This window comes from Rhizobium sp. NLR16a, assembly GCF_017948245.1.
Taxonomy (GTDB): domain Bacteria; phylum Pseudomonadota; class Alphaproteobacteria; order Rhizobiales; family Rhizobiaceae; genus Rhizobium.
The window spans coordinates 132,884-145,877 of record NZ_CP072869.1 but is presented as its reverse complement, the minus strand read 5'-3'; the positions used below and the strand labels follow the sequence as shown (position 1 = coordinate 145,877).

At 57.1% G+C, this 12,994-nt stretch carries 9 protein-coding genes and 5 pseudogenes; 13 read left to right on the top strand and 1 reads right to left on the bottom strand.

What is annotated here, in order from left to right; translation table 11 throughout:
- Nucleotides 1-95 precede the first annotated feature (95 nt).
- Together J7U39_RS27655 and J7U39_RS27650 are read left to right on the top strand one after the other, a co-directional pair.
- The gene (locus J7U39_RS27655) at nucleotides 96-1,931 is read left to right on the top strand and encodes an ABC transporter permease subunit (RefSeq protein ID WP_210633196.1); all 1,836 of its coding nucleotides are present in this window, start codon (nucleotides 96-98) and stop codon (nucleotides 1,929-1,931) included.
- Nucleotides 1,932-1,944: 13 nt separating this feature from the next.
- Nucleotides 1,945-3,015 carry an ABC transporter ATP-binding protein gene (locus J7U39_RS27650; RefSeq protein WP_168299465.1) on the top strand — a complete coding sequence of 357 codons (1,071 nt, stop codon included), beginning with the start codon at nucleotides 1,945-1,947 and terminating at the stop codon, nucleotides 3,013-3,015.
- Nucleotides 3,016-3,468: 453 nt separating this feature from the next.
- Here the strand turns inward: J7U39_RS27650 and J7U39_RS27645 are convergent, their stop codons facing one another.
- On the bottom strand, nucleotides 3,469-4,791 hold the full coding sequence (locus J7U39_RS27645) for a D-amino acid dehydrogenase (protein WP_018517527.1): 1,323 nt from the start codon (nucleotides 4,789-4,791) through the stop codon (nucleotides 3,469-3,471).
- Nucleotides 4,792-5,310: 519 nt separating this feature from the next.
- On the opposite strand from J7U39_RS27645, the gene J7U39_RS27640 reads away from it, so the two are divergent.
- The 11 genes and pseudogenes from J7U39_RS27640 to J7U39_RS31995 all read left to right on the top strand — a co-directional run.
- Nucleotides 5,311-5,475, top strand: a complete 165-nt coding sequence (locus tag J7U39_RS27640) for an IS66 family transposase (protein WP_259665403.1) — start codon at nucleotides 5,311-5,313, stop codon at nucleotides 5,473-5,475.
- A 78-nt stretch (nucleotides 5,476-5,553) separates the two neighbouring features.
- Nucleotides 5,554-6,478, top strand: a pseudogene (locus tag J7U39_RS27635) (transposase); the annotation flags it as partial.
- Between the two features lie 76 nt (nucleotides 6,479-6,554).
- A complete protein-coding gene (locus J7U39_RS27630; RefSeq protein WP_210633194.1) occupies nucleotides 6,555-7,001 on the top strand; it encodes a transposase in 447 nt (148 codons plus the stop codon).
- On the top strand, nucleotides 6,998-7,354 hold the full coding sequence (gene tnpB, locus J7U39_RS27625) for an IS66 family insertion sequence element accessory protein TnpB (protein ID WP_210633193.1): 357 nt from the start codon (nucleotides 6,998-7,000) through the stop codon (nucleotides 7,352-7,354). The genes J7U39_RS27630 and tnpB overlap by 4 nt, the downstream gene beginning before the upstream one ends.
- 71 nt (nucleotides 7,355-7,425) lie before the next feature.
- Nucleotides 7,426-8,817, top strand: a pseudogene (locus J7U39_RS27620) (IS66 family transposase); the annotation flags it as partial.
- 152 nt (nucleotides 8,818-8,969) lie between these two features.
- Nucleotides 8,970-10,211 carry a site-specific integrase gene (locus J7U39_RS27615; protein ID WP_138397172.1) on the top strand — a complete coding sequence of 414 codons (1,242 nt, stop codon included), beginning with the start codon at nucleotides 8,970-8,972 and terminating at the stop codon, nucleotides 10,209-10,211.
- Complete coding sequence (locus J7U39_RS27610) at nucleotides 10,208-11,131, top strand: tyrosine-type recombinase/integrase (RefSeq protein ID WP_092577041.1); 924 nt, start codon at nucleotides 10,208-10,210, stop codon at nucleotides 11,129-11,131. The genes J7U39_RS27615 and J7U39_RS27610 overlap by 4 nt, the downstream gene beginning before the upstream one ends.
- On the top strand, nucleotides 11,128-12,129 hold the full coding sequence (locus tag J7U39_RS27605; protein WP_138397173.1) for a tyrosine-type recombinase/integrase: 1,002 nt from the start codon (nucleotides 11,128-11,130) through the stop codon (nucleotides 12,127-12,129). The genes J7U39_RS27610 and J7U39_RS27605 overlap by 4 nt, the downstream gene beginning before the upstream one ends.
- A gap of 114 nt (nucleotides 12,130-12,243) precedes the next feature.
- Nucleotides 12,244-12,387: pseudogene (locus J7U39_RS27600) on the top strand (transposase domain-containing protein); the annotation flags it as partial.
- A 15-nt stretch (nucleotides 12,388-12,402) separates the two neighbouring features.
- A pseudogene (locus J7U39_RS27595) lies at nucleotides 12,403-12,582 on the top strand (transposase); the annotation flags it as partial.
- A 207-nt stretch (nucleotides 12,583-12,789) separates the two neighbouring features.
- Nucleotides 12,790-12,927: pseudogene (locus tag J7U39_RS31995) on the top strand (IS21 family transposase); the annotation flags it as partial.
- Nucleotides 12,928-12,994 lie beyond the last annotated feature (67 nt).

Sequence of the window (12,994 nt, the reverse complement as noted above, 5' to 3'; positions counted from 1 at the left end):
GGGGCTGGCCGCAGTCGGGAAACCTATTGCGGGTGAAAAATGCCCCGAGCGGGAATTATTAGCGCTGCATTCGGAGCAGCGACGGAGTGAAAGTTATGAATGTGGTACAGGAAAGCGCGAGCGGCACGGGTATAAAGCGCCTGGCAAAGAGGCTAACCGTCATGAACTCCCTGTTAGAAAATCGCTGGATTAGAGGAGCTCTGGTTTCGGGTCCGCTCCTCATCCTCCTGATCGGCTTTCTTGCGATTCCGCTGTCCTATATCGTTTGGGGCAGTTTCGAAGGAGCGAAATTCAACTTCAGTCACTACGCTCGCGTTTTTTCGAGCGAGACGAACTTGAACATACTGTTTTATACCCTTCGGATCGGGTTGATCGTGACAGTCGTATCCCTCGCTGCCGGATACCCGGTCGCTTATCTACTGACCAAGCTTAAGTCACGTTCATTGTCCACCGTCAGTATTTTCCTGCTGATTCCGCTTTTCACTGCTTTCCTAATTAGAACCTACGCCTGGATGATCATACTTGGTCGCGAAGGTATCATAAACAACGCGCTGATTTGGGCGGGTTTAATCAATGCACCCTTGACCCTGCTCAACACCACTTTTGCTGTGGTCGTTGGTATGGCCCATGTCTTCATCCCGACCGCCATTTTCACAATGTATTCGTCAATGGTGCGCATTGACCATGATGTTGCCAGAGCCGCCCAGATACTGGGGGCAAAGCCGGTACAGGCATTCCTGCGCGTTTATTTCCCACTGACATTACCGGGTATCTTTTCTGCAGGTGTCCTGATCTTCATTTCCGCCATCGGATTCTACATCACCCCTGCCCTGTTGGGCGGCCCGAGTGACACAATGATCTCACAACTGATTGTCGCGCAGATGACAACGCTGTTGAACTTCGAACTCGGATATGCTTCGTCCATCGTGCTGCTCTTGGTGACAATCGCCATTCTCTTCGTTGCGAGCCTGTTTATCCCGCTGGAAATGATATGGTCATCGTCAACAGTCACCCTCACCGATGAACAACCACGCGCTGCGGCACGGCTGCTCAAGAAAGTGAAACGATCGATCGGTCCTCTTCTCTACACTGTCGAGGCATCGGTGCATTTTCTCACAAAACCCATCCTCACCCGCAATTCCCGTTGGTTGTGGGTATACACGATCCTCATACTCTTTTTCTTGACGGCGCCGTTGATTGTCGTCGTGGTGCTGTCTTTCAGTTCGTCTTCATTCGTCGTCTTTCCGCCCCCAGGATTTTCGCTGCGTTGGTGGGAAAAGCTGGCGAGTGCTACAGAATGGCACCAGTCGTTCTTCTTTTCGGTTCAATTGGGTATCGCTGCCGCCTGCGTTGCGACGATCATAGGCACGATGGGCGCGTTTTGGCTGGTGCGGACAAAGTTTCTATTCAAGAAAGCGCTATTCCTGTTTGCGCTTTCCCCCTTGATGGTGCCAGTGGTCATTATCGCAACCTCGCTATACGTCTTCGAAGCAAAGCTACACATACTCGGCACCTTCGGCGGGCTGGTTATGGGGCACGTCCTGCTCGCCGTGCCCTACGTCATCGTGGTCATGGCTGCGGCGCTGAGAAATTTTGACCAGTCCCTAGAGCCAGCAGCTGCAGTGCACGGAGCTCGTCCATTACAAACACTTCGACTTGTCACGCTACCCATTCTCAAACCTGCTCTCCTTACGGCGGGACTGTTGGCTTTCCTGACATCCTTCGACGAACTCCTTGTCGGCATTTTTCTGCTGGGACGGCAAACACCAACGTTGCCCATCAAGTTCTGGGGCGACATTGCCTACCAGGTTGATCCGTTGCTGAGCACGGCCTCGACCTTGATTGTTGTTCTTGTGACGGGATCAATCATTGCAGTGCAGTTCATCCGGGAGCGTCATAACACGCGCACCTCTAACAATATTGCCGAATGACCGGAGGCGAAAAATGTCTACAAGCCTTGAAATGAAAAACATCCAAAAGTTCTACGGCCCGCTTCAGGTTGTGAAGGACTTCAATCTTCAAGTCCAGCCAGGCGAGTTTGTGACCTTTCTCGGACCATCAGGTTCCGGGAAGACAACGGCATTGAAGATGATAGCAGGGTTCGAAACGCCGACGTCAGGAGACATTTTTCTGGGAAGCCGTTCCATCGTGGATCTTCCCGCCTATGAGCGCGGCATCGGGATGGTGTTTCAAAACTATGCGCTGTTTCCTCACATGACGGTCGCGGAGAATGTCGCGTTTCCCCTCACAGTTCGCAGGTCCACACGAGCGGAAATTGAGAGCAGCGTGGCGCGCGCTTTGCGACTGGTCAAGATGGAACAGTATAGCGGCCGCTATCCCAACCAACTTTCCGGTGGCCAGCAGCAGCGCATCGCACTGGCACGAGCCATCGTATTCAATCCAAGCATTCTGCTAATGGACGAGCCTCTCGGCGCGCTTGATCGTAATCTCCGGGAGCACATGAAGATTGAGATCATGCGTATTCAGAAGGAACTGAATATGACGGTTGTCTTCGTGACCCATGACCAGGATGAAGCGCTGACCATGTCGGATCGGATCGCAGTTATCAACGAAGGCCGACTCGTTCAGGTGGACGATAGCAAGACGCTCTACGGCAGGCCGAGAAACCGGTTCGTCGCATCATTCGTCGGCGAATCCAACATGATTCCATGTCGCGTCGACGTGATCGAAAACGGAGCAGGCAGGGTTACCCTGGCAGGCAACACACCAGGGGCGGCGCAGTTGTCTGGGCAGATTGACGGCGATCACGGCTGGATGTTTGTTCGTCCGGAACACGTTGAGATCGACTTTCGTTCGGTGGGAGCGGATTTGCCCAACGCGCTCGACGGCGTGGTCGAAAACGCATTGTTCCTCGGCGAAATGACGCGGTACCTGGTCCGCTGTGGTGATGAGACCATTACCGTGAAGCGGCAGAACCGGGGGCAGGCTCACTTTGCCGGCGGAACACCGGTGACGGTTTCGTGGAAAGCAGAAGATTGCAAGGTCTTGGACTAGCCATACATTGTGCGAAATCGTTTCAATCGCACTATATGGGCGACGACGAATTCATCGCTTTGGCAATGCCCCACCGAAGTCGCTTCCCCAGTGAGCGTATTTGGCTCTATTGATTTGAACCGCCCCCACTTTCGACCGAACACTCAGCATACGCAGGAAGGCTCAAGCACAGGATCAGGATTAGATTGCGCAGACTCCCGCCTAGGATTTCAATCATCTTCGTAACAAAACACGGCAAATCCAGGCGAATTCGGGTCGGATTGCCGTGTGTCGATTTGGCGGAGGTACGTTCTCTCCCAGAGGACAGAATTTTAGCCACGCCATCGCGCAATTTTGAGCATGTATGCTCAAATAAGGCTGCGACGTTGCCCAACGCTTGTGACCGGCCCGTGCGGGCGGCACTCGCTTACTGTAATTCGTAGCTGACCACCCGTGGTCACGTTCCGCCAAACGCTAGCTTACGAGCCCATTCTGGGCCAAAGAGACAGCGGAACGGTCCGAGCGACGAACTTGCCTCAACATATAGTCCCTGGGGTCGACGCTGTTGCTCAAAACCCGTCCATGCGTTACAAGTTCTGCTGTAATTTTCGCTGAACCGCACGACATCGTCCATCCAAGCGGGCCATGGCCAGTGTTGAGGAAAAGGTTTTCATATGGCGTCGGACCTACGATCGGAGGTCCATCGGGCGTCATCGGGCGTAATCCTGACCAAGTCAAAGCCGAGCTGACGTCGACGTGCGCAGCCATGGACGGCAAAATCCTGAGAATGTCGTCGAGGACGCGTCGGCCTTCATTGGGATCGATTTTCGTATTATATTGAGCGAATTCTGCTTTCCCACCCATGCGCAAGCGATCTCCCATCGGGACCATCATTGCATGGTAGCCGTCGTCCATGACCGGACGTGTCGGCCCTCCCTTCCATCCGTTTAGAGGCAAGGTCACGGAATAGCCTTTCACGGGCACGATCGGCAGCTGAATACCGAGGGGGCGGGCAAATATGGGGCTGTAGCTACCAAGAGAGAGTACGTACGCATCGGCATGAATTTCTCCAACGGACGTTTTGAGGTGGGAGATCCGCGAAGAGGACTGTTTGACTATTTCCAATATGTTAGCTCTCATCAAAAACTGAGCCCCCAGTTCCTTAGCGAGGCGAGCCATTTCATTCGTAAACTTATGGGCATCGCCGCTTTCGTCATCTGGAAAGTATACCGCACCGATGTAGCGATCGATCACGTCCTTCAAACACGGCTCTTTCTCCAGAATTTGTTCCTGATCAAGAACGTCGAATTTGACACCCCACCCCTGCATCTCGCGGCACATCTGCACGAACTCCGACATGCGGCCGCCTCGAGGGAAGACCCTCATCGTCCCGCGCGTGGTCTGGTCATAATGCAGGGTAGAATTCTGGCGAATGCTGCGCAGCGTTTCTAAACTCAGGCTCGCGATCCTGATGTTCGAAACCATATTGGCTTTATGCCTCTTGTGGGTTGAGTTCGAGAGAAATTTTAGCCCCCAGCCGATAATCGATGGGATGGCACTTGGGTTGATTTTTAACGTAGAGTTGCTGTCAAAAAGCATCTTACCAAGCCGTTTGATGGTTCCAGGTGAGTTCCAGGGGCTGGAGTCGCTAGGCGTCATCAGACCGCCATTGGCAAAGCTCGTTTCCATGCCAGGCCTGTCGCAGCGATCAATAATGGTGACCTCGTGACCATCTCTGGCGAGCATATAGGCCGTCGCACTACCAACGATTCCGGCACCAAGTACAGCAACTTTCATAACTACCCTCAAAAGCAACCTAGGGTCGCGCGACAAACACGACGACATAATCAATATGCAATATTGAACATTATTTTGCAATACGAGATGACGTTGTACCGCGTAGCAGCTGCTGGTTGATTGCCACTGGCGAGATGTTCTCCTTCCCTGGCACCATCCCGTTCATGGCAACAACTCAGCGATCCAGGTTCACGCTGTAGGGCGCTAAAGGTATAAATTCGTGAAGAAGTCAGAGCTGACAAAGGTTATCGCAGGACGATCTAAGGGAGCGCGTGCCTTCCGCTCAACATCGCGGGCCAAGTTACGGCGATGGGCGCATCAGTCCTGATTAAAGAGGATCGGCATTAGATCATCCTCCTGATCTGCTTTAACCTTGTCAAAAAGGTTTGCCTCCTTCCCTCCAATGACGACGATGATTGTGCCTCGCCGAAGTTTGTCAGCGCGAATTTCGCCGCACCTTCTGTGATGAGTAAGCTTTGGCATGATCAACACGCTTAATGGCTATCCGCTTGGCGCACACTGAATGGAGCGACCCGTGTGGGGTGTATGGCTCATTCCAGACGACCCTTTGTCGATGCCCACCAAAAGATGGAGGAGAGGCCACATAGCGCCATCGGCAACAAGGTGCCGATTTCGCTTATGAACAGCCTCATCGGCACCCCCGCCGAGCTGAGCCATAACTGACGTGCCCCCGTCAAATTAGGCCACTTGGAACTGGAATTTTCCACTTATGATCCCTGTTGGGCAGAAGAGGAGAATTCGATGAAGGCCTCGAAGTTTTCGGAAGCGCAGATCGCCTTTGTTCTGAAGCAGGCGGAGGATGGGACGCCGATCGGTGAGGTCTGCCGCAAGGCAGGAATTTCGGACGCGACCTTCTACAATTGGCGCAAAAAATATGCCGGTCTGATGCCGCAGAGATGAAGCGGTTGCGGCAGCTCGAGGAGGAGAACGCCAAGCTGAAGCGGATTGTTGCCGACCTGTCGCTGGACAAGGCGATGCTTCAGGACGTGCTGTCAAAAAAGCTCTGAAGCCTGCCCGCAAGCGCAAGCTTGTCGACACAATCAAGGCAGACTGGAAGGTTTCTATCCGGCGCGCATGTTCGGTGCTGAACATTGACCGGTCGCTTTATGTCTACAAGTCCAGGCGCGGCGAGCAGGCCGAGTTGAAGCTGAAGATCAAAGACATCTGCCAGACACGGGTGCGTTACGGTTATCGTCGCGTTCATGTCCTGCTCAAGCGCGACGGGTGGCCCGTCAATCCGAAGAGAATCTATCGTCTTTACAAGGAGATGGACCTGCAACTCCGCAACAAGGTTCCTAAGCGTCGGGTCAAGGCGAAGCTGCGAGCCGACCGGACGGAGCCGACCCATTCCAATCACGTCTGGGCGATGGATTTCGTTCATGACCAGTTGGCCACCGGGCGCAAGATCCGGGTGTTGACGGTGGTCGATACCTTCTCGCGCTTCTCACCAGCAGTCGATGCACGCTTCAACTACCGGGGCGAGGACGTGGTCCAAACGCTCGAACGAGTATGCCGGCAAGTCGGTTATCCGGCGTCCATTCGTGTCGATAATGGCAGTGAATTCATCTCCCGAGATCTTGATCTGTGGGCCTACCACAAGGGTGTCGTGCTCGACTTCTCGCGCCCAGGCAAGCCGACGGACAACAGCTACATCGAGAGTTTCAACGTAAGCGGTGTTCTGACCGCACCTTCCGGATCAGTGCGTGATTGACGATGTTGAGCCCGAACGAGGGCTTAGACATATGTCGATTTCACAGCTTACGCTTAAATCCAACGATGAAGAACCAGTGCGCCGCTTTGAGGTTTTCACTGGCAGCGGCCGCCGCCGCGAGTGGAGCGATGAGCAGAAGGCGCAGATCGTTGCGGAGAGTTACGAGCCGGGCGTGAAGGTCTGCTCGGTGGCGCGGCGTCACGGATTGACCCCGCAGCAGTTGTTCACTTGGCGTCGGCTCGCCCGCAAGCCGCTCGGAGCTGTGCCTGATGTCGATGTTCCGATGTTTGCGCCGGCGGTCCTGGATGTGCCCACGACGCCTGCGGCGAAAGGGCAGGAATCGCCGCGCGCAGCGAGAAGGAAGTCGAGCACCGGCGCAATCGAATTGGAGCTCGGCGGGGCGATCATCAGGATCGCATCCGGCGTGGACGCCGCCACGATTACAGCGGTTATTCACGCCGTGAAGGCACAGTCGTGATCGGACCGTCGGGAGCGGTAAAGGTTATGGTCGCCACCCGGCCTGTCGACTTCCGCAAAGGCGCGGAAGGCCTGGCGGCGCTGGTCAAGGCTGAGATGGGTGCCGATCCGTTCTCCGGTGCGATCTACGTGTTCCGGGCCAAACGGGCGGACCGGATCAAGCTCGTCTTCTGGGACGGCAGTGGCGTGTGCCTGGTCTCCAAGCGACTTGAGGATGGCGAGTTCCATTGGCCCAAAATACAGGATGGTGCAATGCGCCTGACGGCTGCCCAGTTCTCGGCACTGTTCGAGGGGCTGAACTGGAAGCGCGTTCATGCGCCGCTCGAGGTGCGTGTCCCGGAGGCGGCAGGATAGTCGCCGCGACCAATTGAATCAGCCTCATCCACGCTCTCGTCTTGGTCGCCGGATTGTGCTGTTGTCGGTCCATGACGATGACGGCCGACGAGCTTCCCGACGACCTGAACGCGCTCAAGGCCATGGTGCTTTCGCGCGAGCTCGAGAACGCGAGGCTGCGTCAGATCATCAAGGAATTGCAGCGTCATCGCTTCGGCCGTCGCGCTGAGACGCTTCCCGAAGATCAGCTTCTCCTTGGGCTCGAAGAGGCCGAACAGGTCGAGGCGGACGGCCTGGAAGATAAGGAGCAGGCATCGAGCGATCTGCGCCGGGAACGGACTGCGAAGCGGCGTATCAACCGCGGTTCACTTCCCGCCCATCTGCCGCGCATCGATGTGGTCATCGACATCGAGAGCCATGACTGTCCCTGCTGCGGTCATGGTCTGCATCGGATCGGCGAGGATGTCAGCGAGAAGCTCGACATCGTGCCGGCTCAATTCCGCGTTCTGGTGACGCGCCGCCCCAAATATGCTTGCCGCGCCTGTGAGGAGGTCGTCGTCCAGGCTCCAGCGCCAGCGCGGTTGATCGAAGGCGGCATTCCAACCGAGGCCACCGTCGCCCAGGTTCTGGTCTCCAAATATGCCGATCACTTGCCGCTCTACAGGCAGGCGCAAATCTACAAGCGCCAGGGGATCGACCTCGACCGTTCCACGCTCGCCGACTGGGTCGGCCGCGCCGCCTGGCATCTGCGCCCGCTTCATCAGAGGCTGCTCGAACGGCTCAAGACCTCGTCCAAGCTCTTCGCCGACGAGACGACTGCTCCGGTGCTCGATCCGGGCCGCGGAAAGACCAAGACCGGACAGCTCTGGGCCTATGCACGTGACGACAGACCATGGCAGGGAGCCGATCCGCCTGGCGTCGTCTATGTCTACGCGCCCGATCGCAAAGGCGAACGTCCGATGGCCCATCTCAGCGACTTCGTCGGTGTGCTGCAGGTGGACGGATATTCCGGCTATCGCGCGATCGCCGCGGGCAACAGCGTGTCTTTGGCATTTTGCTGGAGTCATGTGCGCAGGCGCTTCTACGAACTCGCCGCTGCCGGTCCAGCGCCGATTGCCAGCGAAGCGCTCAGGCGCATCGCCGAACTCTACAGGATCGAGGACGATATCCGGGGCAGAACCCATGAGGAACGCCGCGATGTGCGGCAGGCCAAGAGCCGCCCGATCGCTGACAACCTCGCGCCATGGCTGACCGAGCAACTCGCTCTTGTCAGCCAGAAGACCAAACTCGCCGAAGCCATCCGCTACACGCTGTCGCGCTGGGACGGGCTGACACGCTTCATCGATGACGGCCGCGTCGAGATCGATTCCAATACCGTCGAACGTTCCATCAGGCCGATCGCCCTCAATCGGAAAAATGCGTTGTTCGCCGGGTCGGACGCGGGAGCCGAGCATTGGGCGACAATCGCATCATTGATTGAAACCGCCTTATGCCGCGCGCGGCATAAGGCCGTTTATGCCGACCGTCGAACTATGCCGAACGAGCAGGTTTATGCCAACGTTTTTCGTGACAAAGCAGTAGCCGGATCGGCATAGCTTAGGCTCTCTCCGTCGCAGTTGACGCAAAGGAGAGCCCTATGAACGCAAGTGACTATTTGAAGCGCAGCACGCTGTATCGGAAGCTGATCCACGGGCCGCATGGCAAGTTTGCCCAAGTTTACGCCGCCAGGTTGTCGAACGAAGGCTTGGGTCGGCAATGTACCTGGCGATCGCTGAGCCTGTTTCGAGAGCTGATGGACTGGCATGTTGGCAGCGGACATGAGCCCCGGGATTTAAGCGAAGGTCACGTTAGTCGGTTTTTCGAGCACCGTTTCAAACACTGGAGACCTGACGCGGGCGACCGATCAGCTCTCCGCCGCTTACTCTCTACATTGCGGCAAGAAGGTTTGATATCAGCCGCCGTTCCGATTGAGCGCACGGAGCACGAGCAGATTGTCGATATGTTCGCAGCTTATCTCTCGAATGAGAGAGGGCTCGCAGCCTCAACGGTGGAAAGTCACAAGCTGCTGTCGCATCGATTTCTGATGGAGATCTGTCCGGCCGGCGCAGACGAGTTTGCAGCGCTCACCCCGGAGATCGTCATCGGCTATGTCGAACGACATGCGCTTGACGGTTCCGCCGACAGTGGCAAAGCCATGTGCGGAGTTGTGCGTGCGTTCTTGCGCTATTTGCATCTGAAGGGTTTCATCTCGACGCCGCTCGCTGACTGTGTGCCGTCCATCCGCCGCTGGCGACTTGCCGGCCTTCCAACATTCCTGCCGCCCGAGAAGGTCCAGAAGGTTCTCGATGCCTGCGATCGGACGACGGCAATGGGCCATCGGGACTATGCGGTTCTGATGATCCTCGCCAAGCTCGGCTTGCGCGCCAGCGAAGTTGCGACCCTCAATCTTGACGATATCGACTGGCAGTCGGGCACGATTCTCGTACACGGAAAGGGGCGGCAACAAGCAACGATGCCGCTGCGTCACGACGTCGGAACAGCGATCGTGGCTTATATCCGGCATGGGCGCCCCGCTTCGGCGTGTCGGCGAGTTTTCTTGCGAACTCTTGCGCCGCATGTGGGTTTTGCCTCCGGCTGCGCCATCACGATGATCGCAAAGCAGGCACTCGAACGGGCGGGCATTGACGGCTATGCGCATCACGGCGCCCATCTTTTCCGCCACAGCCTTGCAACCGACCTTTTGCGGTCGGGCGCCAGCTTTGCCGAGATCGGTCAACTGCTCCGCCATCGAAGCATCGACAGTACAAGGATCTATGCCAAGCTCGATGTTGAGAAGTTGCGCGAACTGAGCCTCCCCTGGCCGGGAGGTGTCCAATGAGCCGGCTTCGCACCGCGTTTGAGCGCTACATCGGCATGCGCCAAGGGCTGGGATACAAATATGACGGTCCGGCAAAACGATTGTCGGGGTTCGTCGCTTTCATGGAGGCCCGCGGCGCCGAGACCATTACGGCGGACCTGGCAATGGAGTGGGTCACCTCGATGGGCCGGCAGCCGAGTTGGTCAATCCGACTGGCTGATGTGCGCTGCTTTGCCCAGCACCTCAGTCATTTCGATCCTCTGACGGAAGTGCCACCGAGCGACGCAGTGCCGCCGGCACGGCGCACAAAGCCCTACATCTATAGTGAAGTCGAGATTCAGGCGCTTCTGGCGGCAGCACTGTCGTTGCCGCCGGCCAACGCCCTGCGGCGCTGGACATATCACTGCCTGTTCGGGCTGATAGCGGTCGCCGGACTGCGCCATTCCGAAGCGCTCGGCCTACGCCGGGCCGACGTCGATCTCGACCAGGGCGTCCTCACCATTCGCGAGACAAAGTTCGGCAAGACAAGGCTGGTGCCGCTGCATGCCACGACAGTCGCTGTATTGTTGGACTATGCCGCCCGACGCGATGCACACCTTCGTACGCCTCGTAGTCCCTATTTCTTCGTCGCCGAACAGGGCGGCAGATTATTGCATCAATACGTGCACCGCGTGTTCTGGCGACTATCCCGGCAAATCGGATTACGGCAGGAGGGGAAACGAGATGGTCCACGGATTCATGATCTTCGCCACCGTTTCGCCGTCCAGACCCTGATCAACTGGCATCGGGCTGGCGAAGATGTGGAACGCGAGCTGCCGGTTCTCTCAACCTTCCTCGGCCATGCCAATGTTCGCGACACCTACTGGTATCTGTCCGCCGCGCCGGAACTGATGAACCATGCCGTCCGGCGATTGGATAAGCGCTGGGAGGCTCGGTCATGAGACGCACGAACGACCTGGCCGTGCTGATCGAGCGGTGGTTCACAGATCGGCTCATGAAGCATCGAGGTGTCAGTCCCAACACCATCGCCTCCTACCGCGACACCTTCAGGCTCCTGTTTGCGTTCGCACAGACGCGCCTTGGGAGGTCCCCATCTCAGTTGACACTACGGGATATAGACGCTCCTTTCATCGGCGCATTCCTGGAGAACCTTGAGACAAAGAGATCCGCCTCGGTGAGGACCCGGAATCTCCGCCTTACAGCCATCCGATCCTTCTTCCAATATGCAGCGTTCGAGGAGCCGGCACATAGCGCCCATATTCAGCGTGTGCTCGCGATCCCCAGCAAGCGATGTGATAAGCGGCAACTTCAGTTTCTAACCAGGCCCGAGATTGAAGCGATCCTGGACTGCACTGATCGAAGCACGTGGCTGGGACGCCGCGACTACACTCTGCTATTACTGGCCGCCCAAACCGGGCTTCGGGTCTCGGAGATCATCGACCTTGACCGAGATTCGGTAATGCTCGGCCGCGGTGCGCATGTGCAATGCATCGGCAAGGGCCGCAAAGAGCGAAGTACGCCGCTCACAAAGGTTGCCCAGCAAGCCCTCCGGTATTGGCTCAAGGAACCAGGGAAGCGAGGCGCAACGACTCTCTTTCCAAACATGCACGGTGGCCGGCTCAGCGCCGACGGCGTGCAGGCACTGCTGAACAAATATGTCGCCAAAGCGCGCGAGCACTGCCAGTCCCTTCGCTCAAAGCGGGTGTCGCCGCATGTCTTACGGCACTCCGCTGCCATGGAGTTACTGCAGGCGGGCGTCGACTGCTCGGTCATTGCCCTGTGGTTGGGCCACGAAGCGATGGAAACGACGTTGACCTATCTTCATGCACATCTCGAACTGAAGGAATCTGCACTCGCAAAGCTGAAGCCGTACGAACGCGCCAAGGCCGAGCGGTTTCGACCAAGCGACCGGCTTTTGGAATTCCTGAACGCCCTCTGAGCATGAGAACTATGCCGAGTGTCAACCAACGGCGACCCGCCGAACCGGCCGGGAACGCACGGTGTAGCGTCCTCATCAAAAGAGGCGTTCGGCATAGTTCGACGGTCGGCATAAACGGCGAAGCTCAATGGCGTCGAGCCGATGGCCTATCTGACGGACGTGATCACCAAGATCGTCAATGGCCATCCCAACAGCCGGATCGATGACCTGTTGCCATGGGCCTATGCCGAGATGCCAGAAGCCAAGGCTGTGGCCTGACAACACCGCTTACGTTTCAACGGCAAGTTCCGGGCTGAGTGCCTGAACGCTCACTGGTTCATGAGCCTTGACGACGCGCGCTTGAAGATGGAGGATTGGCGTAGAGACTATAACGAGTTCCGGCCACACAGCGCGATCGGCAACAAGGTACCGATTGCGCTGATGAACGGCTCATCGGCACCCCCGCCGAGCTGAGCTTTAACCCCGGAAAATTCCAACTCCCGCTGGCCCAAAATCGGGGAGCACTTCATAACCCCGGAAAATTCCAGCTTCTGCTGGCCCAAAATCGGGGGGCACTTCACATTCACTGACGCACTCGTGTGCTGCTCAAACGCGAGAGCACATTGTGAACCACAACAACTTTCCGGCTCTATCTGCGGGAGAAGCTGACGGTGCGGGTGGTGGCGTGCCATCGGCCAGGGCAAGTGCGAGCGCGAGGTTGGCCACGTCAAGAAGAATGCCATCGCAGGTCCCGGTTGCAGGGCCGCGCTCGAAGCGCATCTAGATCGTTGCGAACGTGAGGCCGTCATCTCGGACCAAACGCGGGGGTGTGACATTCCAACTTTGCAGAAATAGAACACTTCAACAAAGCTGGGATCATCAAACG

Bases quoted from the DNA above. Each gene is read 5' to 3' on its own strand.
- J7U39_RS27655 (WP_210633196.1), top strand. From the start codon at position 96: ATGAATGTGGTACAGGAAAGCGCGAGCGGCACGGGTATAAAGCGCCTG.
- J7U39_RS27650 (WP_168299465.1), top strand. From the start codon at position 1,945: ATGTCTACAAGCCTTGAAATGAAAAACATCCAAAAGTTCTACGGCCCG.
- J7U39_RS27645 (WP_018517527.1), bottom strand. From the start codon at position 4,791: ATGAAAGTTGCTGTACTTGGTGCCGGAATCGTTGGTAGTGCGACGGCC.
- J7U39_RS27630 (WP_210633194.1), top strand. From the start codon at position 6,555: ATGTCGATTTCACAGCTTACGCTTAAATCCAACGATGAAGAACCAGTG.
- J7U39_RS27615 (WP_138397172.1), top strand. From the start codon at position 8,970: ATGAACGCAAGTGACTATTTGAAGCGCAGCACGCTGTATCGGAAGCTG.
- J7U39_RS27610 (WP_092577041.1), top strand. From the start codon at position 10,208: ATGAGCCGGCTTCGCACCGCGTTTGAGCGCTACATCGGCATGCGCCAA.
- J7U39_RS27605 (WP_138397173.1), top strand. From the start codon at position 11,128: ATGAGACGCACGAACGACCTGGCCGTGCTGATCGAGCGGTGGTTCACA.